Origin of the sequence: Streptomyces sparsogenes, assembly GCF_001704635.1 — a bacterium.
GTDB lineage: Bacteria > Actinomycetota > Actinomycetes > Streptomycetales > Streptomycetaceae > Streptomyces > Streptomyces sparsogenes.
Window position 1 is genome coordinate 18,904 of the sequence record NZ_MAXF01000061.1, and the last position, 24,255, is coordinate 43,158.

Genomic DNA, 24,255 nt, shown 5'->3' on the forward strand with positions numbered 1-24,255 from the left:
GCATTCAGCGGTGACCACTGACGACCACTGACGACGAGGGACGGGCGAGCGCGTGGCCGAGCCGGCAGAGCTCAAGGGGACAACTTCCGCTCGCGCCCGTCGCTGGCTGCGGCGCACCGCGGCACTGCTGACCGCGGCGCCCCTCCTCGCGGGCGTCCTGCAGATCCCGGCGGCTCCCGGCGCCCATGCTCAGCCCGCCCCCACGCAGGCCAAGGCGAGCGGCTCGCGCACCGTCGACGTCTCCGTCGATTCGCTCACGCCCACCACCCCCTCGAAGGACGACACACTCACCGTCCGGGGCACGGTCACCAACCGCGGCGACTCGACGATCAACACCTCCTACGTGGGGCTCCGGGTCGGCCAGTCGATGAACGGCCGCAACGACATCGACACGGTCGCCAAACGGACGGGCTACTCGCCCACCCTCGACGGCACCGAGGTCGCCGAGAAGTACGAGCAGAAGATCGGCAAGCTGCCCGTCGGCATCAGCCGTGACTTCACCCTCTCCATACCGGTGAAGGAGCTGCACCTCGGCGCGAACGGCGTGTACCAGATCGGCGTCTCACTCACCGGACAGACCAAGAGCCGTCCCTGGCCGCAGGTCATGGGCATCCAGCGGACCTTCCTCCCCTGGCAGCAGACCGCCGCCCCCAAGAAGAGCAAGCTCACCTATCTGTGGCCGCTCATCTCCACCACCCACCTCACCGCCCGGACCGGTGCCGATGAGCAGCAGACGCCGATCTTCCAGAACGACGATCTCGCGGCGGAGCTCGCCCCGGGCGGGCGGCTGCAGCAGCTGGTGGCCCTGGGCAAGAACCTGCCCGTCACCTGGGTGATCGACCCCGACCTGCTCGCCACCGTCGAGGCGATGACCAAGCGGTACGAGGTCCAGGGCCAGACGGACGAGGACACGACGGAGGGCCGGGGCCAGGCCGTGGCCATGCAGTGGCTCAACGACCTGGAGCAGGCCGTCCAGGGACACCAGGTGGTGGCCCTGCCCTTCGCCGACCCCGACCTCGCCTCGCTCGCACACCGCGGCAAGAACGTCACGGGCGCCCTCAGCCACCTCCAGAGCGCCACGGCGCTGGCCTCCACGACCGTGGACACCATCCTCCATGTGAAGCCGCGCACGGACTTCGCCTGGCCGGTGAACGGCGCCATCGACTCCTCGATCGTGGACGTCGCCACCTCCGCCGGCGCACACAACATCATCGCCCGCAGCGACAGCCTCCGCGAGACCGGCGACCTGCAGTACACCCCCACCGCCGCCCGTCAGATCGGCGGGGGCAACACGGCGGTGGTCGCGGACGCGCGGCTGTCCACCGCCTTCACGGGCGACATGACGAGGGCGGAGAACGCCACCCTCGCCATCCAGAGGTTCCTCGCCCAGAGCCAGATGCTGACCCTCCAGGCGCCGGACAAGCAGCGCAGCGTCGTCGTGGCCCCGCAGCGGATGCCCACCGCCACCCAGGCGCAGGCCATGGCGGCGGCCCTGGGCGCCCTGTCGGGCCGCTGGACGCAGCCGGCCAGCCTGGGGGAGGCCGCCAAGGCCCAGCCCGACCCGCGCGCCACCCAGCGGGTGCCGGGAGCCCGCTCGTACCCGGCCGCGCTGCGTCGCCAGGAGCTGCCGACCGACGGATTCCGCAAGATCCAGCAGACCCAGTCCACCCTCGACAAGTTCGAGGTGATCCTCACCGCCAAGGGACGCGTGGTCACCCCGTTCGGCACCGCGATCATGCGGGAGATGTCCACCTCGTGGCGCACCGACCCGCGCGGCTCGGCCGGCTTCCGTGACTCCGTCCAGGCGTACCTCCAGGGGCTCACCGAGAAGGTGCGACTCGTCAAGAAGACGGACGTGACCCTGTCCGGGCGCAGCGCCACGATCCCCGTGACCGTGCAGAACAACCTTCTGCAACCCGTCGAGTTGCGGCTGGTCCTCCGGTCCCAGCAGGGCAACCGTCTGGCGGTCAGCGACCCCCAGGTGGTCACGGTCCAGGGCGGGCACACCCAGTCGGTGAAGTTCGGCACCACGGCCAACGCCAACGGACGCGCCTGGGTGACCGCCCAGCTGTACACCGTGGACGACCAGGCCTACGGCCCCGAGATGTCCTTCAAGGTGAATGTCACCGAAATCACGTCCACGGTCATCCTGGTGATCGCGGGCGGGGTGCTGCTGCTCGTTCTCGCCGGGATCCGGATCTACCTCCAGCGCAAGCGGTCCGCCGCCAGGAGTGGTGAAGACGGCGCGGGGAACAGCGAGAAGCAGGACGAAGAGGCGGCCGAGGGCGAGCACGCCGAGCCCGACGAGGGCGAGCGTGCGCGCGCCCTGGTGCCCGGGCAGCCGAGTGACCCGGCACCGGACACCGGATCGCAAAGCGCTGACCCATCCGGCTCGGGTGAGAAAGTGGAGCGTTGAGCAATGGCGCGGCCGGCCGGCCGCAGCGGATGATGAGGTGGGGTAGCGATGAACGCGCCGTATGACGGTGATCGCGGCCATGGCGCGGGCAATGACCCCGCCGGCCGGGTACCGCCGCCGCAGAGCGGCCCGCACGCTCACCAGAACCCTTACGGACCAGAGCCGCACCAGCAGGATCCGTATCTGGGCGACCCCCGCGACATCTCCTACAGCCGGCTCCCGCACGTGCAGGACCCCTATATGCAGGATCCGTACGTCACCGGCTCCTTCACGCCCTACCCCTACGCGACACAGGACTCATACCCTGCCCAGGGCTCGTACCCCACGCAGGACTCCTACGGACACGACCCGCTGACGGATCCCCTGTACGACCGGCACCGCCAGTACCCCGCGCCCCAGGCCGGCGGCTACGAGCAGCACTACCAGCAGCCGCCCGCCTCCCCGCAGGGACACGACCCGCGGCTGTGGTCCGCCGATCCCGCGGCGGCGCCGGAGCACCACCCCCACCAGCAGTACGGCGGCGACCCGGAGGCCACGCAGTATCTGGGCACCGGCCCGCAGGCCGGCTACGCCGCCGAGGAGCAGCAGCCGGACGCCTTCGCGCACCTCTTCCGCGACCAGCAGCCCTACGAGCCCCAGCGCCCCCAGCAGCCCTCATCCGGCTATCCGCCCGCCGCGCCCCCACAGGGGGCCGCGCCGTCCGCCGGCCCGGCCGGGCCCGTGCCTCCCCAGCCCGCCGCCCCCCTGGGGACGGCCGAGGCGGTGGCCGAGCCGGAGACGGACGCGCCCGAGAAGAAGCGCTCAGGAGGCCGCGCGGGGAACCTGCTGAAGTCCAGCGCGGTGATGGCGGCCGGGACGCTGGTCTCCCGGCTCACCGGTTTCGTCCGCCAGATGGTGATCGTCGCCGCCATCGGCGCGGCCACCCTCGGCGACACCTACGCCGTCGCCTACCAGCTGCCCGCGATGATCTACTTCCTCACCGTGGGCGGCGGCCTCAACTCCGTCTTCGTCCCGCAGCTGGTGCGCTCCATGAAGGAGGACGAGGACGGCGGCGACGCCTACGCCAACCGGCTGCTCACGCTGGTGATGGTGGTCCTCGGGGCCCTCGTCGCGGTGTCCGTCTTCGCGGCGCCCACCCTGGTCCGCATGCTGTCGCCGTCGATCGCGGGCAACGCCTACTCCAACGAGGCCGCGGTCACCTTCGCCCGCTACTGCCTGCCCACCATCTTCTTCATGGGCATTCACGTCGTGGTCGGCCAGATCCTCAACGCCCGGGGCAGCTTCGGCGCCATGATGTGGACCCCGGTCCTCAACAACATCGTCGTCATCACCACCTTCGGCCTGTTCATCTGGGTCTTCGGCACCTCCAGCTCTTCCCATATGGACGAAACCAGGATCACGCCGGAAGGGGTCCGGCTGCTCGGTGTCGGCACCCTTCTGGGCCTCACCGTCCAGGCGCTGGCGATGTTCCCCTACCTACGGGCGGCCGGCTTCCGCTTCCGGCCCCGCTTCGACTGGCGCGGCCACGGCCTCGGCAAAGCGGCCAAGCTCGCCAAGTGGACCTTCCTGTTCGTGCTCGCCAACCAGGCGGGCAACGTCGTGGTCACCCGGCTCGCCACCGCGGCGGGTGCCAAGGCCCAGGACGAAGGCTTCCCCGGCACGGGCCTCATCGGCTACCAGAGCGCCCAGCTCATCTGGGGCATGCCGCAGGCGATCATCACCGTCTCCGTCATGGCCGCCCTGCTGCCCCGGATCTCCCGCGCGGCCCACGACGGCGACACCGGCGCGGTCCGCGACGACATCTCCCAGGGCCTGCGCACCTCCGCCGTCGCCATCGTCCCGCTCGCCCTCGGGTTCGTCGCGCTCGGCATCCCCATGTGCACCCTGCTGTTCGGCTCCTCCGGCGCCGAACAGGCCCGGTCCATGGGCTACATCCTGATGGCGTTCGGCCTCGGACTCATCCCGTTCTCGGTGCAGTACGTCGTCCTGCGCGGCTTCTACGCCTACGAGGACACCCGCACCCCCTTCTACAACACGGTGATCGTCGCCGCCGTCAACGCCGCCGCCTCCGGGCTCTGCTACCTGATCCTCCCCGCCCGCTGGGCCGTGGCCGGCATGGCGGCCTCCTACGGCCTGGCCTACGCCATCGGTGTGGGCGTGGCCTGGAAGCGCCTCCGCAAGCGACTGGGCGGCGATCTGGACGGACGGCACGTCGTGCGCACGTACACCCGTCTGGTGGGAGCCGGCATTCCCGCCGCCCTCGTCGGCGGAGGAGCCGGCTACGCCATCACGGGGGCCCTCGGCTCGGGGATCACCGGCTCCGTAGCGGCTCTGGCGGGTGGCGGTCTCGTTCTTGTCGCGGTCTTCTACATTGCGGCGAAACGGATGCGCGTTGAGGAGCTGACCGCCATGGTCGGTATGGTCCGCGGACGACTCGGTCGCTGATCGCCCAGCACAACCTTCGTCTGCCACCGTGTGTCGTGCATAGCGGCGGACTGTGGGCACAATTGTCTTGGCTCGGAGTAGGCGCAACGGATGGGGAGGCAGGAACGACGGTGGCGGAACGGAGCACGGCTGCCGTCGACGTGGCCGACAACAGCGGGAATGAACCGCTGACCGCCGAGGCGGGCAAGGCCACGTCCGACGGGGTGGGAACCGAAACGAAAGCCGATACGGAAGCGAAGGCCGCGGGCACCGACATCAAGGGCGCCGCGGCCGACACAAGCGCCCCCGAGCTGCACAGCGGCCACAAGCTGGCCAGACGCTACCGCCTGGAGGAATGCGTCACCCGTCTGGACGGATTCAGCAGTTGGCGTGCCGTGGACGAGAAACTCCGCCGAGCCGTCGGAGTCCACGTCCTGCCGGCCGACCATCCGCGGGCCCGCCCGGTACTGGCCGCCGCCCGTTCGGCGGCGCTGCTGGGCGACCCCCGATTCGTCCAAGTCCTCGACGCCGTCGAGGACAACGACCTCGTCTACGTGGTCCACGAGTGGCTTCCGGACGCCACCGAACTCACCGCCGTCCTCGCCTCCGGGCCGCTCGAGCCGCATGACGCCTACCAGCTCGTCAGCCAGGTGTCCCAGGCCATGGCCGCGGCCCACCGTGAGGGCCTGGCCCATCTGCGGCTCAACCCCGGCTCCGTCCTGCGCACCGAGACGGGCCAGTACCGCATCCGCGGGCTCGCCGTCATGGCCGCGCTGCGCGGCATCAGCTCCGACCACCCCCAGCGCACCGACACCGAAGCCATCGGCGCTCTGCTGTACGCGGCCCTGACCCAGCGCTGGCCGTACGAGACGGACGCCTACGGCCTGTCCGGGCTGCCCAAGGGCGTCGGCCTGATCGCGCCCGACCAGGTCCGCGCGGGGGTCCACCGCGGCCTGTCCGAGCTGGCGATGCGCGCGCTCGTCAACGACGGCGCCACCGCCTCCCGGCAGGACCAGCCCTGCACCACCCCCGAGGAGCTGGCCAAGGCCGTCGCCGCCATGCCGCGGATCCGCCCGCCGGAGCCCGCCTTCACGGCCCCCGAGGTCTTCCAGCGCACCACCTACACGCAGGGCGCCTACGGTCAGCCGCCCCACCGCGGCCGCCAGCCCCTCGCCCCCGGACCGGCCGCACCCGTGCCGCCGCCTCCGCTGCAGAGTCGCACGGGCAAGGCCCTCAAGTGGACCGTCTCCGCCCTGCTGATCGCGGCACTCGGCCTCGGCAGCTGGCAGCTCGCGGACACTCTGCTGAAGGAGGAGAAGAAGTCTCCGCCCAGCAGGTCCCAGCAGAAGGGGGACGACGACAAGCCCACGAAGCCGGCCAGCAAGCCGATCACGATCGTCAACGCCCGGGAGTTCGCCCCCGACGGCAGCGCGCAGAAGCCCGGCCAGGTGAAACTCACCTATGACGGAGACCCCTCGACGTCCTGGCGCACCAACAGCTTCATCGAGGGCCCGGCGTTCGCCCCCAGCGTCAAGAAGGGCGTCGGGATCATCTATGACCTCGGCTCGAAGCAGACGCTGAGCGGTGCGTCCATCGGGCTGCACTACGGAGGCTCGTACACGGAGATCTCCCTGTACGCCACGGACTCACTGTCCCCGTACGTCTCGGCGTCCGACCCGGTCGCTTCCTTCGAGAAGCTCGGCTCGAAGAAGACCACGGGCAAGTCCGTCGATCTCACGGTCAAGAGCAAGGCCAAGACCCGCTACGTCCTCGTCTGGCTCACCGCCCTTCCCTTCTCCCCTCCAGAGCCGAACTACGCCAACCACTACAAGCAAGCGATCACCAACGTGAAGTTCACCGGCTGAGCCGGCCGGGTGGGGAGGGGGCTTCAGGGTGGATGACGCCAGGTGCGGCGGCATGAGCGACGGCGAGCTCCTCAAGCGCCATGTCGCCGGCGACCCGGACGCCTTCGGTGAAATCGTGCGGCGCCACCGCGACCGGCTCTGGGCGGTGGCGCTCCGCACGCTCGGCGACCGCGAGGAAGCCGCCGACGCGGTCCAGGACGCGCTGGTGTCCGCCTACCGGGCCGCTCATACCTTCCGTGGCCAGTCGGCCGTCACGACCTGGCTCCACCGCATCACCGTGAACGCCTGCCTGGACCGGGCCCGCAAGGCCGCCTCCCGCCGCACCTCCCCCCTCGCGGAAACCGAGCGGCTCGAGCAGCTCCTGGAACCCCACGAGTCGGCCGCCGCACCGGCGGAGCGGGGAGATCTCCACCGCGAGCTGCTCAGTGCTCTTGCCACCCTGCCGCCCGAGCAGCGGGCAGCCCTCGTCCTCGTGGATATGCAGGGCTACCCGGTGGCCGAAGCCGCGAGAGTTCTGGACGTCCCCACCGGCACGGTCAAAAGCCGCTGCGCCCGGGGACGCGCACGCCTGGTGCCCCTGCTGTCACATCTCCGTCCGAACGGGAGGGGTAGCGACTCGCCGGACGGGGCAAGGAACCGGACGCAGAGGACTTCCGTCCCACCGGCGGCAGGACCGAACGACGCAGATGCCGTGAAGGGCGGAGGTGGCCGAGCGTGACATCGTCGACCGACACGGACGAGCACCCGGAGGTCACAGAGATCTCCGCGCTCACCGAGGGGTTGCTGCCCCCCGACCGCACCGCCCATGTCCGCGACCACCTCGCCGCGTGCGTCCTGTGTGCCGATGTGCGAGCCTCGCTGGATGAGATCCGGTCGCTGCTGGGGACCCTTCCCGGGCCGGTGCAGATGCCCGCGGATATCGCGGGGCGCATAGACGCGGCACTCGCCGCCGAAGCGCTCCTCGACGCGACCGCCCCGGACGACCGGGTCGATGTTTCACGTGAAACTTCAGCCCTCGACGCAGAGCTCGAGGCACCGCCGAGCGTTTCACGTGAAACCTCGAAGTCCGCGCCCGTCCGGAAGCCGCTCGCTGAAGCAGAGCCGACCCCGGCCGGCACCGCGGAACGGCCGGCGGAGCGCCCGGCGGGACGCCCGCGCGCCGGCACCGGGCCAGGGCGCTGGAAGTCCCGGTCTGACGGCCGGCCCGACACCCGACCTGGCACCCGACCTGGCACCCGGCGCAATCAGCCCCGACGCTGGCCCAGGACCGTCCTGGGCGCCGCCTGCGCGGCTGCTGTGATCGGCCTCGGCTCCTTCCTCGTCCAGTCGGGCTCCACCACGCACGACAGCGCGGGCTCCGACACCCAGACCACAGGAAAGCAATCCACGTCCGACGCGGAAGCGCTCTCCGCGGCGACCCTCAAGGCCCGGGTGCACGCTCTCCTCGCCGACCAGAAGAGGACCACCTCCTCCAGCGATGTGAACTCACAGGACACCCCGGACATGCCCCTGCGCGCCGAGGACCCCCTGGTGCCCTCCTGCGTCCAGGCGGGCACCGGCCGCTCGGATGTCCCTCTCGCCGCTCAGCAGGACACCTACGCCGGCAAGGACGTCTATCTCGTGGTGCTGCCGCACCACGCCGACAGTGAGCTCGTCGACGCCTTCGTGATCGACTCGACGTGCGTCAAGCACTCGCCGTCGACCGCCGGTGATCGCCTGGTCTCGCGCACCTACCCGCGGCACTGAGGCGCGCGGGACTGAGGCACACGGCACACGGAGGGGTCGCCTGACGCCACCCGGGAATGCGGGCCCCGTAGGATCCGTTGGGTGGGGTGGCGGCGGTTTTCCGGGGAACTCCGGACGTCGCCGCTCTGAGTCAGCAGTCAGCAGTCGGCACTCGGCAGAGACAAGGAAGACATCCGTGAGCGACGTCCGCAACGTGATCATCATCGGTTCCGGGCCCGCGGGCTATACGGCCGCGCTCTACACCGCCCGGGCTTCCTTGAAGCCGCTGGTTTTCGAAGGCTCCGTGACCGCTGGTGGCGCCCTGATGAACACCACCGACGTGGAGAACTTCCCCGGCTTCCGCGAGGGGATCATGGGCCCCGACCTGATGGACAACATGCGGGCCCAGGCGGAGCGCTTCGGCGCCGAGCTGGTCCCGGACGACATCGTCTCGGTCGATCTCTCGGAGGACATCAAGACCGTCACCGACTCCTCCGGTACGGTCCACCGGGCCAAGACGGTCATCGTCACCACCGGCTCGCAGCACCGCAAGCTCGGCCTGCCGCACGAGGACGAGCTCTCCGGCCGTGGCGTCTCCTGGTGTGCCACCTGCGACGGGTTCTTCTTCAAGGACCAGGACATCGCCGTCATCGGCGGCGGCGACACCGCCATGGAGGAAGCGACCTTCCTGTCCCGCTTCGCCAAGTCGGTCACCGTCGTCCACCGCCGTGACACCCTGCGGGCCAGCAAGGCGATGCAGGATCGCGCCTTCGCCGACCCCAAGATCTCGTTCATCTGGGACAGCGAGGTCACCGAGATCCACGGAGACAACAACAAGCTCTCCGGCCTGACCCTGCGGGACGTCAAGACCGGGGAGACCTCCCAGCTTCCGGTGACCGGTCTGTTCATCGCCATCGGCCACGACCCCCGCACCGAGCTCTTCAAGGGCCAGCTCGACCTGGACGACGAGGGCTACCTGAAGGTCGCAGCGCCTTCGACCCGGACCAACCTGCCCGGTGTCTTCGCCGCGGGCGATGTCGTGGACCACACCTACCGCCAGGCGATCACCGCGGCCGGCACGGGCTGCTCCGCCGCCCTGGACGCCGAGCGCTACCTCGCCGCTCTCGCCGACAGCGCCAACACCACCGCCTGACCACGCCTTCCGCCCTGCAGCAACCGATAAAGGAGAGAACCATGGCCGGTGCCACGGTGACCGTGACAGATGCCGACTTCGAGGAGAAGGTCCTCAAGAGCGACAAGCCGGTGCTCGTCGACTTCTGGGCCGCGTGGTGCGGTCCGTGCCGCCAGATCGCCCCGTCCCTGGAGGCGATCGCGGCCGAGCACGCCGACAAGATCATCATTGCGAAGCTCAACATCGATGAGAACCCGGCGACCGCCGCGAAGTACGGCGTGATGTCGATCCCGACGCTGAACGTCTACCAGGGCGGCGAGGTCGCCAAGACCATCGTCGGCGCCAAGCCGAAGGCAGCCATCGAGCGCGACCTGGCGGACTTCATCGGCTGAACCGTCAGCCTTCGCTCCACCACGAAGGGGCTGCCCGTTGGGGCAGCCCCTTCGCGTTTCACGTGAAACCTACGGCCGACGGCTCACAGCGGGCGAAGCGCGGGCTCCTTCTGCACCGCACCGAGCAGCCGGTCCAGAGCCAGCTCGACGTCCTCCTTCCAGGAGATCGTCGTCCTCAGCTCCAGCCTCAACCTCGGATACCGCGGGTGCGGCCGCACGGTCTTGAAGCCCACGGCAAGCAGATGATCCGCGGGCAGCACACACGCCGGTTCCTTCCAGGTGGCGTCCCCGAAGGCCTCGATCGCCTTGAAGCCGCGCCGTATCAGATCCTTGGCCACCGTCTGCACCATCACCCGGCCGAGGCCCTGCCCCTGATACCCGGGCATCAGCCATGCGGTCATGAGCTGTACGGCGTCCGCCGCCACCGGACTCGTCGGAAAGGCCGTGGAGCGTGGCACATACGCCGGCGGAGCGTAGAGCACAAAGCCCACCGGCACATCGTCCACATAGACCACCCGGCCGCAGGAACCCCACTCCAGCAGAACAGCCGAGATCCAGGCTTCCTTCTCCAGCTCCGGACGTCCGGCCCTTACCGCGGCCTCGCCGCTGACCGGGTCGAGCTCCCAGAAGACACAGGCGCGACAGCGCTTGGGGATGTCCGGGAGGTTGTCCAGCGTGAGCGGTACGAGCCGACGCCCCATGAAGCCAGTCCCTCATTTCCGTCGCCGGCCGCGGTACGAGCGGCCGACAGCGCATTGCGCTCCCTGAGCAGACTGCCGACGAATCCGCCGACGGCCCCCAGTCCCAATCCCGTGGCCAGCAGCCCCGTGCGGCTCACCGTCCGCATGGCCTTGCCCTCCACATGAAACGCCTCCACATGGATCCGCTCTACCTGATCGCATCGTATCCGTGCCGAGATTGCACCGATACCGACCTTGAGCAAAGAGCGGGTCGTGTTCCGACCACCACCGCCGGAATACGACCCGCTCCGCCTCGTCCGTAAGTCCGGTGTCCTACTCTTCCTCGTCCGCCGCTTCAGAGAGCCGCTGCTCGAGAACCGGCCCCTCGCCCGGGGCGAGCGTGCCGAGGATGCGCTCAAGATCCTCTATCGAGGCGAACTCGACGACAATCTTCCCCTTCTTCTGACCGAGGTCCACCTTCACCCGGGTCTCGAAGCGGTCGGAGAGCCTGGAAGCGAGGTCCGTCAGCGCGGGGGAGATCTTGGTGCCCGCGCGCGGGCCCTTCGCCTTCGTCGCACCGCCCGCTCGCGAGCCCATCAGGGTCACGATCTCCTCGACCGACCGCACCGAGAGCCCCTCGGCGACGATCCGGTACGCCAGCCGATCCTGCTCCTCGGGGTCGTCGACGCCGAGGAGCGCCCGGGCGTGGCCCGCGGAGAGCACCCCTGCCGCGACCCGCTTCTGCACCTTGGGGGACAGCTTCAGCAGCCGGAGCGTATTGGAGACCTGGGGACGCGAGCGCCCGATGCGGTCCGCCAGCTCGTCATGCGTGCACTCGAAGTCCTTGAGCAACTGGTCGTAGGCGGCCGCCTCTTCCAGGGGGTTGAGCTGTGCGCGATGCAGATTCTCCAGAAGCGCGTCCAGCAGGAGCTTCTCGTCCTCGGTCGCCCTGACGATCGCCGGAATCTTCTCCAGCCCCGCCTCCCGGCAAGCCCGCCAGCGCCGCTCACCCATGATGAGCTCGTAGCGCTCGGGAGCCAACTGCCGTACCACGATGGGCTGGAGGAGCCCCACCTCCTGGATCGAGGTGACCAGTTCGGCGAGAGCGTCCTCGTCGAACACCTCACGCGGCTGCCTCGGATTGGGCGTGATGGAGTCCAGCGGCAGCTCGGCGAAGTGGGCTCCGGCCACCGCATCGAGGACGGGCGGAAGCACCTCCTCCTGCTGCTGCGGAGCAGCCTCGTTCTCCTGAGGGAGGCCATGAGGGGGCAGCGCAGCGACCTTGGCCGCCGCCACACCGCGCTCCGGCGTCAGCGCCGGGATCGCCGATGGTGAGGTGGAGACTCCCGTCGCCGTGACCGTTCCCGCCGCCGGAGCGGGCCCGGAGCCATCCGTCCCCTTCGGCGGGGGAGGGATCAGGGCGCCGAGCCCACGGCCCAGCCCTCTGCGTCGCTCACTCACTGAATCCCCTCCTGCATGCTGTGCTGGTCGTGCTGGCTGATCTCTGGGATAGTGTGGGCCCGCTGGGCGTCATAGTGCACACTGACCCCCCTGAGCGCGATCTCCCGGGCCGCTTCCAGATAGGACAGCGCTCCGCTGGACCCCGGGTCATAGGTGAGGACCGTCTGCCCATAGCTGGGGGCCTCGGAGATACGCACCGATCTCGGGATGCTGGTCCTCAGCACCTCATGGCCGAAGTGGCTGCGTACCTCATCGGCGACCTGCGAGGCCAGCCGGGTCCTGCCGTCGTACATCGTGAGCAGGATCGTCGAGACATGAAGCTTGGGATTGAGATGGCCCCGCACCAGGTCGACGTTGCGCAGCAGCTGCCCCAGGCCCTCCAGGGCGTAGTACTCACACTGGATCGGGATCAGCACCTCGGCGCCGGCGACGAGCGCGTTGACCGTCAGGAGGCCGAGCGACGGAGGGCAGTCGATGAGGATGTAGTCCAGGGGCTGCTCATAGGCCTGAATGGCCCGATCCAGCCGGCTCTCCCGGGCCACCAGCGAGACCAGCTCGATCTCCGCGCCCGCCAGATCGATCGTGGCCGGAGCACAGAACAGCCCCTCCACATCGGGAACGGGCTGCACGACATCCGACAGCGGCTTGCTGTCCACCAGGACGTCATAGATCGACGGGACCTCGGAGTGATGATCGATTCCCAGCGCCGTCGAGGCATTGCCCTGCGGGTCGAGGTCGATGACCAGCACCCGAGCCCCATGGAGGGCGAGAGAAGCGGCCAGATTGACGGTGGTGGTGGTCTTGCCCACCCCGCCCTTCTGGTTGGCGACCACGATCACCCGGGTCTGCTCCGGCCTGGGAAGTCCCTCGCCCGCGCGACCAAGGGCTTGGACCGCCAGTTCAGCGGCACGGCCAATGGGGGTGTCGTCCATCGGGGGCGGCGTTTCACGTGAAACATCCTCCCCCGCCGATTCAGTACGGGGGCCGGGGACCGGGTCGGTCATCGGCCCCGCGATGTTGGCGTCGGACCGCAAGGATTCACTCTCCTCGACATCAGGCTCGCGATGAGGAGAGCCTGCCATGCTTTGGGGGTTGTGAACCAGCGAGGCCCGTTCTCCTGTGGATGAATCCACGTCCCGTCGAGGCCGGCGGTCGCGCGGCGATGCGGCCGCACGCCCACGACTGATGATTCCATGCAGCAAGGAGCGACGTTTCACGTGAAACACGATGCACGGACAGCATCGCCGATTCGCCGCGACACTCCGGTATGCGTAGTTTAGGCAGCTTGTATGGAGCAGCCGAGCCCGTCCTCCGGAGCAACGCGACGGGGCCTACCGCCCTCGCCGCGAGATCCACTCAGCGGCGGCGGCGAGGCCCCTTCCGGGCCGCCTTGGCCCGCTTGGCCGCGAAGCGCACCCCACCAGGGCTCTCCCCGACCTCGACCCGCACCACCGTGGAGAGCGGATCCACGATCCCCTCCCCGACATGGAGCACCGACGTCCCGACGACCCCGAGCTTGCTCAGCGCGGCACGGGCGTGCTTCAGCTCCTCCTCCGCCGTGTCGCCCTTGAGGAGCAGCATCTCCCCGTACGGGCGCAGCAGCGGGACGCCCCAGCCGGCCAGGCGGTCCAGCGGGGCCACGGCGCGCGCGGTCACCACATGCATCGGCGGCAGCTTCCCCAGGACCTCCTCGGCCCGGCCCCGCACCACCGTCACATGCTCCAGCCCCAGCAGCTCGACCACTTCCTGGAGGAAGTTCGTACGGCGCAGCAGCGGCTCCAGCAGCGTGATCCGCAAATCCGGGCGGGTCAGGGCCAGCGGGATGCCGGGGAGCCCGGCGCCCGAGCCCACATCGCACACCGTGACCCCCTCGGGCACCACCTCGGAGAGCACCGCGCAGTTCAGCAGGTGGCGCTCCCACAGCCGCGGCACCTCCCGCGGCCCGATCAGACCGCGGGTCACCCCGATGTCGGCGAGCAGTTCGGCGTAGCGGACGGCCTCCAAGAAGCGCTCGCCGAATACCTCCCGCGCCTCCTCGGGGGCCGGGGGGAGCTCCGCTGCTTCCGTCACGGGGACCGTCCTTCCATACCGAACACTGTGGTGAACGCTGATGCGAGGCTGACCGCTGATGCAAGGCTGACAAGATTCGGCCCCGCCTGCGAGCAGACGGGGCCGTGTGGTTCATGAGGGGGGACCGGTTCAGACCGGAAGCACGACGACCCGGCGCTGGGGCTCCTCGCCCTCCGACTCGCTGCGCAGTCCGGCGGCCGCCACCGCGTCGTGCACGACCTTCCGCTCGAACGGCGTCATCGCCTTCAGCTTCACCGGCTGACCGGTGCCCTTGGCCTCCTCGGCGGCCTTGGTGCCCAGCTCCGTGAGCTCGGCGCGCTTACGGGCCCGGTAGCCGGCGATGTCGAGCATCAGCCGACTGCGGTCACCGGTCTCGCGGTGCACCGCGAGCCGGGTCAGCTCCTGGATAGCCTCCAGCACCTCGCCGTCCCGGCCCACCAGCTTCTGCAGGTCGCGGCTGGTCGAATCGCTGATGATCGACACCGCGGCGCGGTCGGCCTCGACGTCCATGTCGATGTCGCCGTCGAGGTCCGCGATGTCCAGCAGCCCCTCGAGGTAGTCGGCCGCGATCTCCCCTTCCTGCTCGAGGCGGGTCAGGGTGTCGACACCCTCGGCAGCCGGGGTGGTGCCTTCCGTCACGGATGGACTCCTTCTTACTTCTTGGACGGGTGCTTGGGGCGCTGCTGGCCCTTGCGCTGCCCGGACTTGGCGGTGCGGGAGGAGCCGGAAGCCGAGCCGCCGGCCGGCTTACCGCCCTGCGCCCCCTTCTTCTGCGGCCCGGACTTCTCCAGTCCGGTCCCCTCCGAGTCGGACTTCTCCAGCGAGGGCTTGGCGGCCGCCTGCTGGGACTGCGCCGTGGCCCTGGCGTGGCCCGAGGCGCCCGACTGGCGCTGCGACTTGCTCTGCCGCTTGGGCTGCTGCCGGTTCGCGCGAGCCGCCTCGGCCACCTTCTTGGCCTCGACCTCGGCCGGCTCCTCCTTGATCTTCCCCTTCTCCCGCAGCCGCTCCTGGCGGGCCTTGTAGGCGAGGCTGCCGGGGGTGGGGTTGCGGCGGATGACGTACATCTGCTGACCCATGGTCCACACGTTGGTGGTCAGCCAGTAGACGAGGACACCGACGGGGAAGTTGATGCCGAAGACGGCGAACATCACCGGGAAGACGTACATCAGCATCTTCTGCTGCTGCATGAACGGCGTCTTCACCGACAGGTCGACGTTCTTGGTCATCAGCTGGCGCTGGGTGAAGAACTGCGACGCCGACATCAGGACGATCATGATGACCGTCACGACCCGCACATCCGTCAGCGAAGCGCCGAGGGACTCGACCTTCGAGGCGGACGACATGAACTTCACGGACAGCGGAGCGCCGAAGATGTGCGCCTGGCGGGCGCTGTCCAGCAGCGCCTGGTCAATGAAGCCGACGGTGCGGTTGTTCGCGATGTGGTTCAGGACCTGGTACAGCGAGATGAAGAACGGTGACTGGGCCAGGATCGGGAGACAGCTCGAGAGCGGGTTGGTGCCCGTCTCCTTGTAGAGCTTCATCATCTCTTCGGACTGGCGCTGCCGGTCGTTCTTGTAGCGCTCCTGGATCGCCTTCATCTTCGGCTGGAGCGCCTGCATGTTCCGCGTCGCCTTGATCTGCTTCACGAAGAGCGGGATCAGGCAGATACGGATCAGTACCACCAGCGAAACGATGGACAGACCCCACGCCCAGCCACTGTTCTTGTCGAAGACGAGACTGTAGAACGCGTGGAACTGGACGATGATCCAGGAAACTACGTAATAAAGAGGACCGAGGATCGTGTCCACGAATCAGGCTCCTTGGGCGTTGGGCTGGGTCTCGGGCTGTGCGGCGGGCTCCCCGGCGGGGTGCCCACCGAGGCGGTTGCGCAGCCGCTGGTGCCAGACCGGACGCTTCCGGGGAGGCACGTGGTCGACGCCACCGAGCGACCACGGGTTGCAGCGCAGGATCCGCCACGCCGTCAGCGCCGTTCCTTTCACCGCGCCGTGCCTGTCAATGGCCGTATAGCCGTAGTGCGAGCACGACGGGTAGTACTTGCAGACCGGTCCCAGCATCGGGCTGATGGTCCACTGGTACAGCTTGATCAACCACAGCAGCGGGTACTTCATCGCGGCACCCCTCCCAGTAGCCGCCGCACTGCGGTGTCGAGGTCGCGGGCCAGCTGGTCGTGACCCGCCTCGCCCGCACCGGGCAGCGCCCGTACGACCACAAGGCTACCTGCGGGAAAAAGATCGAGACGATCGCGCATGAGATGGCGCAGTCTCCGCTTCACCAGGTTGCGTACGACGGCACCGCCGACCGCCTTGCTCACGACGAAACCCGCACGCGCCGGGGGAGCACTCTCCCCAGGTGCGTGCGGGTCCGTTTCACCGCTGACAAGACCGCTGCGATAGTGCACGACGAGAAGTGGGCGTCCGGCCCTGCGCCCTCGGCGTACCGCGGCTGCAAAGTCCTCGCGCCGCCTCAGCCGATTTTCGGTAGGCAGCACGTCATGGACCTTGGGTCAGGCTGCTCAGGCCGACAGACGGGCGCGACCCTTGCTACGGCGGGACGCGAGAATCGCGCGGCCGGCGCGGGTGCGCATACGCAGCCGGAAGCCGTGGGTCTTCGCGCGGCGGCGGTTGTTCGGCTGGAAGGTGCGCTTGCTCACTCGGGGGCTCCAGAAATGAATCGTGTGGTGGCGGGACATCGCCTGGCTGTCACCGTGCGCCCACGAGTAGCTCGCAATACGCCCGAGTGCACCGCTTCACGATCGCCGGACCCCGGGGTCCGCGACCCTTGCCCATCGGAGGCAGGCGGCAGCAGCCATCGACAACTCGACCTGGTTACGGTACGCGCGATTACGCCATCCGGTCAAACCGGCAGGGCCCTGTGGAGCGGCCGGGCCGCCCTCCCGGCGGACGCGCACCCGCGCGGCCGGGGGCAGGGGGAACACACGGCGACATCGCATGGCACATTTGTACACACCCTGTGGACAACGACTTGAACCGCGTACCTCGGCCTGACTACCGTGGCTGAGCTCCGATTCCTTCCCGCCCGTCCCGAGAACCGCGCATTCGTGGACCTGTCGGCGTCCCCCACCCAGCGAGTGAGAGAGCGTGCCCTGTGGCTGACGTACCCGCCGATCTTGCCGCAGTGTGGCCACGCGTGCTCGAGCGGCTGCTAGGAGAGGGCGCGGGCCAGGGCGGACAAGGCGTCGAGGCCAAGGACGAGCACTGGATCAAGCGGTGCCAGCCGCTCGCTCTCGTCGCCGACACCGCGCTGCTGGCCGTGCCCAACGAATTCGCCAAGGGCGTGCTGGAGGGCAGGCTGGCCCCCATCGTCAGCGAGACGCTCAGCCGCGAGTGCGGCCGCCCGATCCGGATCGCGATCACCGTCGACGACTCCGCCGCCGAGCCCGTGGTCCCCCAGCAGCCCCAGCGCGAGACCTACGAAAGCCGCGAGACCTACGAGAACCGCGACGCCTACGACGGTTACGACGGCCGGGACGGTTACGACGGCCGGGACGGCTACGACAAGCGGGAGGGCTACGACGGCCGGGACGGCTACGGCCGCCCGGCGGGCGACGACCTGCCGACGGCCCGCCCCGCCTACCCCGGCTATGAGCAGCACCGGCCCGAGCCCGGCGCCTGGCCCCGGCCGCGTGACGACTACGGCTGGCAGCAGCCCCGGCTCGGCGGCTTCCCCGAAGCGGACCCGTACGCCTCACAGCGTCCCCAGCCCGGCTATGACCAGCAGCTCTACGACCACCAGCCGCACTCCGACTACCGGGGGCCGGGCGCGGAGCGGCCCGGACACGACCGGTCGCCCTACGAGCAGCCGCGCCGGGAACTCCCCGACCCGCTCGAGCGCTCCCGCGGCGGCCCGCCGGTGCTGCCCTCGCAGACCGGCGCCCCCGGCCCGCTCGCGGCGCAGCCCGCGCCCGCGCCCGGCCCCGGCGAGCCGACCGCGCGCCTGAACCCGAAGTACCTCTTCGACACCTTCGTCATCGGCGCGTCCAACCGCTTCGCGCACGCCGCGGCGGTCGCGGTCGCCGAGGCGCCGGCCAAGGCCTACAACCCCTTGTTCATCTACGGGGAGTCCGGGCTCGGCAAGACCCACCTGCTGCACGCGATCGGGCACTACGCCCGCAGCCTCTACCCGGGGACGCGGGTGCGCTATGTGAGCTCCGAGGAGTTCACCAACGAGTTCATCAACTCCATCCGCGACGGCAAGGCGGACGCGTTCCGCAAGCGCTACCGCGACATGGACATCCTCCTCGTCGACGACATCCAGTTCCTCGCGAGCAAGGAGTCGACGCAGGAGGAGTTCTTCCACACCTTCAATACGCTGCACAACGCCAACAAGCAGATCGTGCTGTCCTCCGACCGGCCGCCCAAGCAGCTGGTCACCCTGGAGGACCGGCTCCGCAACCGCTTCGAGTGGGGTCTGATCACCGATGTGCAGCCGCCGGAGCTGGAGACGCGCATCGCGATCCTGCGCAAGAAGGCGGTCCAGGAGCAGCTGAACGCGCCCCCCGAGGTGCTGGAGTTCATCGCCTCCCGCATCTCGCGCAACATCCGCGAGCTCGAGGGGGCGCTGATCCGGGTCACGGCCTTCGCCAGCCTCAACCGGCAGCCGGTGGACCTCGGCCTCACCGAGATCGTGCTGAAGGACCTGATTCCCGGCGGCGAGGACGCGGCCCCGGAGATCACCGCCACCGCGATCATGGCCGCGACCGCCGACTACTTCGGGCACACGGTCGACGACCTGTGCGGGGCCTCACGCAGCCGGGTGCTGGTCACCGCGCGGCAGATCGCGATGTACCTGTGCCGAGAGCTGACCGATCTTTCCCTGCCGAAGATCGGGGCGCAGTTCGGCGGGCGGGACCATACGACCGTCATGCACGCCGACCGCAAGATCCGGGCGCTGATGGCCGAGCGGCGTTCCATCTACAACCAGGTGACCGAGCTGACGAACCGCATCAAGAACGGCTGACGCGGCGGACGGCGCGGCGCATGCGCCGCGATTCCACCCAGGGCGCTCCGGGAGAACGACTCCCGAGGCGCCCTTCGCCGTTTCCGGCCCCCGCTCGGGAGCGCTCCGGCCCCGCTACAGGGCGCCTCGGGGCGCCCCGGGCGAGCCACCACCGCGCTTCGCCGCCGCCCCGGCGCCGGCGGCCCCGCTCCGGCCTGTTCGAATTCATGGCCGCGGAGCCCGATTCTCCACAGATCCTGGGCCGATCCCCCGTCCACACCCTGGGGACACCCAGGTTGTCCCGACTGTGTCCACAGGCAGGCTCGCCGGAGCGGCATCCGGGGAGGTCAGCGGGGTGTGGAATTGTGACAATCGACAGTCCACAGACTGTGGACGACGGCGATACCCACAGAGCGGGCTCCGCGTTGTCCACCGCCCGCCCACAGCCGAGGGCCCGTAACCCACAGCTTCTCCACACCCTCATCCACTGTTCGGCAAGGAAACGGGCCCGGTCACCGGGACGAGTGAAAGGCATCACACCAACGAGCCGGGTTGGGCTGTGGGGAAGGTGGGTAAAACTGGGGACGCAGCTGGGGAGAACCGGGCCGCGCCTGTGCATCGGGTGTGCAGAACTCGGCGCCGTCCACAGAGACCCCCGGTTGTCCACCGGCGTCGCCCACAGGGCCGGTGGATAAAAAATCGCTGCTGACCTGCGAAAAGTCAGTTGTCCACGGTTTCCACAGGGCCTACTACTACGACCACTGAGAGATAGCGGGAAACTCGCTTCGAAGTGGGGCCTGTGCACAACCGGGCTCCGAGCCGCCCGACGCCCCGGGCGCCGATTTGACCCCGAGCCGCACCGAGTGTCGGTGGCGTGCGTCAGACTGGTCTCCGGCGATTGCGCCGACGACGAAGGCCAGCAGGGCGAGCCAGCAACAGCAGGAGGCGGTTCCGGTGAAGATCCGGGTGGAGCGCGATGTACTCGCGGAGGCAGTGGCCTGGGCGGCCCGCAGCCTTCCGGCCCGTCCGCCGGTGCCCGTCCTCGCGGGGCTGCTGCTGAAGGCGGAGGACAGTGCCCTGAGCCTCTCCGGCTTCGACTACGAGGTCTCGGCCCGGGTGTCGGTGGAAGCGGATGTGGAGGAGGGCGGCACGGTCCTGGTCTCCGGCCGTCTGCTCGCCGACATCTGCCGCGCCCTCCCCAACCGCCCTGTGGAGATCTCCAGCGACGGCGTGCGCGTGACCGTGGTCTGCGGATCCTCGCGATTCACACTCCACACGCTCCCTGTGGAGGAGTACCCCGCCCTGCCCCAGATGCCGACGGCGACCGGCACGGTCCCCGGCGATGTCTTCGCCGCCGCCGCGGCCCAGGTGGCCATCGCGGCCGGCCGGGACGACACCCTGCCGGTGCTCACCGGTGTGCGGATCGAGATCGAGGGCGACACCGTCACCCTGGCCTCCACCGACCGTTACCGCTTCGCGGTCCGCGAGTTCCTGTGGAAGCCCGAGACGCCCGACGTCTCCGCCGTCGCGCTGGTACCCGCCAAGACGCTTCTGGACACCGCCAAGTCCCTGACCAGCGGTGACACCGTGGCCCTGGCGCTGTCCGGCTCGGGTGCCGGTGAGGGCCTGATCGGCTTCGAGGGCGCCGGGCGCCGCACCACGACCCGGCTGCTCGAGGGCGACCTCCCCAAGTACCGCACGCTCTTCCCGACCGAGTTCAACTCCGTCGCGGTGATCGAGACGGCTCCGTTCGTGGAGGCCGTCAAGCGCGTCGCGCTGGTCGCCGAGCGAAACACCCCGGTCCGGCTCACCTTCGAGCAGGGTGTGCTGATCCTGGAGGCCGGGTCCAGCGACGACGCACAGGCTGTGGAGCGCGTCGACGCCCAGCTCGACGGCGACGACATCTCGATCGCCTTCAACCCGACCTTCCTGCTGGACGGGCTGAGCGCGATCGACTCCCCGGTCGCCCAGCTGTCGTTCACCACCTCGACCAAGCCCGCTCTGCTGGGCGGGAAGCCTGCCGTGGACGCCGAGGCGGACGAGTCCTACAAGTACCTGATCATGCCGGTGCGTCTCAGCGGATGAGCGGGTGTGGCCCACAGCTGAGCGGTAACCCGTGGGCGTAGGCTCGGACTCAGGTGCGAAACGCAATGACTACGGCATAAAGGATCACTGATGGAGCTCGGTCTCGTCGGTCTCGGCAAGATGGGCGGCAATATGCGCGAGCGCATCCGCCGCGCAGGTCACACCGTCATCGGATACGACCGCAACCCGGACCTCGCCGACGTCCACAGCCTCGGCGACCTTGTGGACAAGCTCAAGGGACCGCGCGTGGTGTGGGTCATGGTCCCGGCGGGGGTCGCGACCCAGACCACCATCGACGAGCTGGCCGAGCTGCTGTCGCCCGGCGACATCGTGGTCGACGGCGGCAACTCCCGCTGGACCGACGACGAGAAGCACGCCGAGCAGCTCAACGCCAAGGGCATCGGCTTTGTCGACTGCGGCGTCTCCGGCGGCGTCTGGGGCCTGGAGAACGGCTACGCGCTGATGTACGGCGGCGCCGCCGAGCATGTGGCCAGGGTCCAGCCGATCTTCGACGCGCTCAAGCCCGAGGGCGAGTTCGGCTCCGTCCACGCCGGGAAGGTGGGCGCCGGCCACTTCGCGAAGATGGTCCACAACGGCATCGAGTACGCGATGATGCAGGCCTACGCCGAGGGCTGGGAGCTGCTGGAGGCCGTGGACTCGGTGGAGAACGTGCGCGAGGTCTTCCGCTCCTGGCGGGAGGGCACGGTCATCCGCTCCTGGCTGCTGGACCTGGCGGTGGGCGCCCTGGACGACGACGAGCACCTGGAGAAGCTGCGCGGCTACGCGGAGGACTCCGGCGAGGGCCGCTGGACCGTGGAGGCCGCGATCGACAAGGCCGTGCCGCTGCCCGCCATCACCGCCTCGCTCTTCGCCCGCTTCGCGTCCCGCCAGGACGACTCCCCGCAGATGAAGATGATCGCCGCGCTGCGCAACCAGTTCGGCGGCCACGCGGTCGAGAACAAGAAGTAACCAGCTCCCGCGAGGGAGCCGCCGGGGGAGGTCGGCGCGCCACCATGCATGTCACGCATCTGTCGCTCGCCGACTTCCGCTCGTACGCCCGGGCGGAGGTCGCCCTCGGCCCGGGCGTCACGGCGTTCGTGGGCCCCAACGGCCAGGGGAAGACCAACCTCGTCGAGGCCATCGGCTATGTGGCCACGCTCGGCAGTCACCGTGTCTCCTCCGACGCCCCGCTGGTGCGGATGGGCGCGGACCGGGCGATCGTGCGGGCCGCCATCGCCGAGGGCGACCGGCAGCAGCTGGTCGAGCTCGAGCTGAACCCCGGCAAGGCCAACCGGGCCAGAATCAACAGGTCCTCTCAGGTCAGGCCGCGTGATGTGCTGGGCATCCTGCGCACGGTGCTGTTCGCGCCCGAGGACCTGGCCCTGGTCAAGGGGGATCCGGGCGAGCGCCGCCGGTTCCTGGACGAGCTGATCACCGCCCGCTCACCGCGGATGGCCGGGGTCCGCTCCGACTACGAGCGGGTGCTCAAGCAGCGCAACACCCTGCTCAAGACCGCCGCGATGGCGCGGCGCCACGGCGGCGGCCGCGGCTCCGGCGGCGAGGCGGCGCTGTCCACCCTCGACGTATGGGACCAGCACCTGGCGCGGGCCGGTGCCGAGTTGCTCGCCCAGCGCCTCGATCTGATCTCCGCCCTGCAGCCGCTGACCGACAAGGCGTACGAGCAACTGGCGCCCGGCGGTGGGCCGGTGGGATTCGACTACCGCAGCTCCGTCGGCGAGGGCCTGGCGGCCGCGGGCACCCGGGAGGAGCTGTACGAGCAGCTCTCGGCCGCGCTCGCCGCCGCCCGCAGACAGGAGATCGAGCGCGGGGTCACCCTGGTCGGCCCGCACCGCGACGACCTGGTGCTCCGGCTCGGGCAGCTTCCGGCGAAGGGGTACGCGAGCCATGGCGAGTCCTGGTCGTACGCGCTGGCCCTGCGCCTGGCCTCGTACGACCTGCTGCGCGCCGACGTCGCGTGGGGCACCGGCAGCCCGTCGGCCGGGACAGCCGAGGCCGGCGCCGCTGGGGCCGGTGGGCAGGGCGGGGGCCGAAGGGCGGGTGAGCCGGTGCTGGTGCTCGACGATGTCTTCGCGGAGCTCGACGAGCGGCGCCGGGAGCGGCTGGCCGAGCTGGTCGCGCCTGGGGAGCAGGTGCTGGTGACGGCGGCCGTGGAGGACGACGTACCCGGGGTGCTGGCGGGCGCTCGCTACGCGGTGTCCCACGGGGAGGTGCGGCCCCTGTGACCGAGCAGCCCGCACGGCCCGCCCGGCCGACCACCCCCGCGGAGCCCTCGGGGGTCGATCTGGCGCGCGTGGCGCTGCGCGCCGCCAAGGAACAGGCGCGCGCCCGGGGCGCGGCGGCGCAGCAGAAGAAGCAGGCGCGTCGAGGGGGCTTGCGCTCCGGAGCGCGCGCCGATGGACGCGATCCGCTTCCGCTCGGTGCCGCGATCAGCCGGCTGATCACCGAGCGGGGCTGGGAGACCCCGGCCGCCGTCGGCGGGGTCATGGGCCGCTGGCCGCAGATGGTGGGGCCGGAGGTGGCGCAGCACTGCGAGCCGCAGCGGTACGACGAGGACGCGCGGGTGCTGACGGTGCGGTGCGACTCGACGGCGTGGGCGACCCAGCTGAGGCTGCTGGCCCCGCAGCTGGTGGCCCGGCTCAACGCGGACCTGGGCCAGGGCACGGTCAAGCTGATCAAGGTGCTGGGCCCGGGCGGCCCGGCCCGCCGCTACGGTCCGCTGCGCGCCCCCGGCAGCAGGGGCCCGGGGGACACCTACGGCTGACGCGGACCGCGCGTGCGCCCCCCCGGCCGGACCGGCCCCGGGGGCGGTGGGTGACGTTCGTGAACGGGGTGGCGTACGGGGTGCCCGTCATGGTTGCCGGTGGTTGACGGCCCGAAGCGCTGAGTGGCGGCGTGAGCCTCTTGGACCCCGTCCCCAGATATGGGGAGTCGGCGGCGACCGGTTCAGGGCGGCACATGCGTACTCAGGCACCGGCAAGCCCCCATTCTTGTCGGTGCTACCGGTAGA

Annotated in this window: 21 protein-coding genes; 12 read left to right on the forward strand and 9 right to left on the reverse strand. The window is 69.9% G+C overall.

Annotated elements, in window-relative coordinates; genetic code table 11:
* The first annotated feature begins 52 nt into the window (after positions 1-52).
* The 7 genes from BBH68_RS13235 to trxA all read left to right on the forward strand — a co-directional run bounded on the left by BBH68_RS13235 (position 53) and on the right by trxA (position 9,954).
* A complete protein-coding gene (locus BBH68_RS13235; RefSeq protein WP_174589019.1) occupies positions 53-2,416 on the forward strand; it encodes a DUF6049 family protein in 2,364 nt (787 codons plus the stop codon).
* 48 nt (positions 2,417-2,464) lie between these two features.
* Entirely contained in the window at positions 2,465-4,861 is a 2,397-nt protein-coding gene (gene murJ / locus BBH68_RS13240; RefSeq protein ID WP_065961992.1) for a murein biosynthesis integral membrane protein MurJ, read from the forward strand.
* Between the two features lie 110 nt (positions 4,862-4,971).
* Positions 4,972-6,705 (forward strand): protein kinase family protein, encoded by a 1,734-nt coding sequence (locus tag BBH68_RS13245; protein ID WP_065961994.1) that lies wholly within the window; start codon positions 4,972-4,974, stop codon positions 6,703-6,705.
* A gap of 28 nt (positions 6,706-6,733) precedes the next feature.
* The gene (gene sigM / locus BBH68_RS13250) at positions 6,734-7,423 is read left to right on the forward strand and encodes an RNA polymerase sigma factor SigM (protein ID WP_065961997.1); all 690 of its coding nucleotides are present in this window, start codon (positions 6,734-6,736) and stop codon (positions 7,421-7,423) included.
* Positions 7,420-8,451: an anti-sigma factor gene (locus BBH68_RS13255; protein WP_065961999.1), complete on the forward strand. Its 1,032-nt coding sequence runs from the start codon at positions 7,420-7,422 to the stop codon at positions 8,449-8,451. The genes sigM and BBH68_RS13255 overlap by 4 nt, the downstream gene beginning before the upstream one ends.
* A gap of 175 nt (positions 8,452-8,626) precedes the next feature.
* Positions 8,627-9,583 (forward strand): thioredoxin-disulfide reductase, encoded by a 957-nt coding sequence (gene trxB, locus BBH68_RS13260; RefSeq protein ID WP_065962002.1) that lies wholly within the window; start codon positions 8,627-8,629, stop codon positions 9,581-9,583.
* A 41-nt stretch (positions 9,584-9,624) separates the two neighbouring features.
* Positions 9,625-9,954, forward strand: coding sequence for a thioredoxin (gene trxA / locus BBH68_RS13265; RefSeq protein ID WP_065962004.1), 330 nt, complete (start codon positions 9,625-9,627; stop codon positions 9,952-9,954).
* Positions 9,955-10,037: 83 nt separating this feature from the next.
* Here the strand turns inward: trxA and BBH68_RS13270 are convergent, their stop codons facing one another.
* The 9 genes from BBH68_RS13270 to rpmH form a co-directional block, all read right to left on the reverse strand.
* On the reverse strand, positions 10,038-10,655 hold the full coding sequence (locus BBH68_RS13270) for a GNAT family N-acetyltransferase (protein ID WP_055545947.1): 618 nt from the start codon (positions 10,653-10,655) through the stop codon (positions 10,038-10,040).
* A gap of 312 nt (positions 10,656-10,967) precedes the next feature.
* Entirely contained in the window at positions 10,968-12,095 is a 1,128-nt protein-coding gene (locus BBH68_RS13275) for a ParB/RepB/Spo0J family partition protein (RefSeq protein WP_076970917.1), read from the reverse strand.
* Positions 12,092-13,177 carry a ParA family protein gene (locus BBH68_RS13280; RefSeq protein WP_076970916.1) on the reverse strand — a complete coding sequence of 362 codons (1,086 nt, stop codon included), beginning with the start codon at positions 13,175-13,177 and terminating at the stop codon, positions 12,092-12,094. Before BBH68_RS13280 ends, BBH68_RS13275 begins: the two co-directional genes overlap by 4 nt.
* A 274-nt stretch (positions 13,178-13,451) precedes the next feature.
* Positions 13,452-14,165 (reverse strand): 16S rRNA (guanine(527)-N(7))-methyltransferase RsmG, encoded by a 714-nt coding sequence (rsmG, locus tag BBH68_RS13285; protein WP_065962009.1) that lies wholly within the window; start codon positions 14,163-14,165, stop codon positions 13,452-13,454.
* A gap of 129 nt (positions 14,166-14,294) precedes the next feature.
* On the reverse strand, positions 14,295-14,804 hold the full coding sequence (locus tag BBH68_RS13290; protein WP_065962011.1) for a Jag family protein: 510 nt from the start codon (positions 14,802-14,804) through the stop codon (positions 14,295-14,297).
* Between the two features lie 14 nt (positions 14,805-14,818).
* Positions 14,819-15,973, reverse strand: coding sequence for a membrane protein insertase YidC (gene yidC / locus BBH68_RS13295; protein WP_065962013.1), 1,155 nt, complete (start codon positions 15,971-15,973; stop codon positions 14,819-14,821).
* A 3-nt stretch (positions 15,974-15,976) separates the two neighbouring features.
* Positions 15,977-16,294, reverse strand: a complete 318-nt coding sequence (gene yidD, locus BBH68_RS13300; protein ID WP_065962016.1) for a membrane protein insertion efficiency factor YidD — start codon at positions 16,292-16,294, stop codon at positions 15,977-15,979.
* Positions 16,291-16,674, reverse strand: coding sequence for a ribonuclease P protein component (gene rnpA / locus BBH68_RS39275; RefSeq protein WP_076970915.1), 384 nt, complete (start codon positions 16,672-16,674; stop codon positions 16,291-16,293). Before rnpA ends, yidD begins: the two co-directional genes overlap by 4 nt.
* Before the next feature lie 24 nt (positions 16,675-16,698).
* Complete coding sequence (gene rpmH, locus BBH68_RS13305) at positions 16,699-16,836, reverse strand: 50S ribosomal protein L34 (protein WP_003956500.1); 138 nt, start codon at positions 16,834-16,836, stop codon at positions 16,699-16,701.
* A gap of 455 nt (positions 16,837-17,291) precedes the next feature.
* On the opposite strand from rpmH, the gene dnaA reads away from it, so the two are divergent.
* The 5 genes from dnaA to BBH68_RS13330 all read left to right on the forward strand — a co-directional run bounded on the left by dnaA (position 17,292) and on the right by BBH68_RS13330 (position 24,009).
* A complete protein-coding gene (dnaA, locus tag BBH68_RS13310) occupies positions 17,292-19,163 on the forward strand; it encodes a chromosomal replication initiator protein DnaA (protein ID WP_065962017.1) in 1,872 nt (623 codons plus the stop codon).
* A gap of 933 nt (positions 19,164-20,096) precedes the next feature.
* Positions 20,097-21,227, forward strand: a complete 1,131-nt coding sequence (dnaN, locus tag BBH68_RS13315) for a DNA polymerase III subunit beta (RefSeq protein WP_065962020.1) — start codon at positions 20,097-20,099, stop codon at positions 21,225-21,227.
* 90 nt (positions 21,228-21,317) lie between these two features.
* Positions 21,318-22,196 carry a phosphogluconate dehydrogenase (NAD(+)-dependent, decarboxylating) gene (gene gnd / locus BBH68_RS13320; RefSeq protein ID WP_065962022.1) on the forward strand — a complete coding sequence of 293 codons (879 nt, stop codon included), beginning with the start codon at positions 21,318-21,320 and terminating at the stop codon, positions 22,194-22,196.
* A gap of 44 nt (positions 22,197-22,240) precedes the next feature.
* Entirely contained in the window at positions 22,241-23,470 is a 1,230-nt protein-coding gene (gene recF / locus BBH68_RS13325) for a DNA replication/repair protein RecF (RefSeq protein WP_065962024.1), read from the forward strand.
* Positions 23,467-24,009 carry a DciA family protein gene (locus BBH68_RS13330; RefSeq protein ID WP_065962026.1) on the forward strand — a complete coding sequence of 181 codons (543 nt, stop codon included), beginning with the start codon at positions 23,467-23,469 and terminating at the stop codon, positions 24,007-24,009. Before recF ends, BBH68_RS13330 begins: the two co-directional genes overlap by 4 nt.
* The last annotated feature ends 246 nt before the right edge of the window (positions 24,010-24,255 follow it).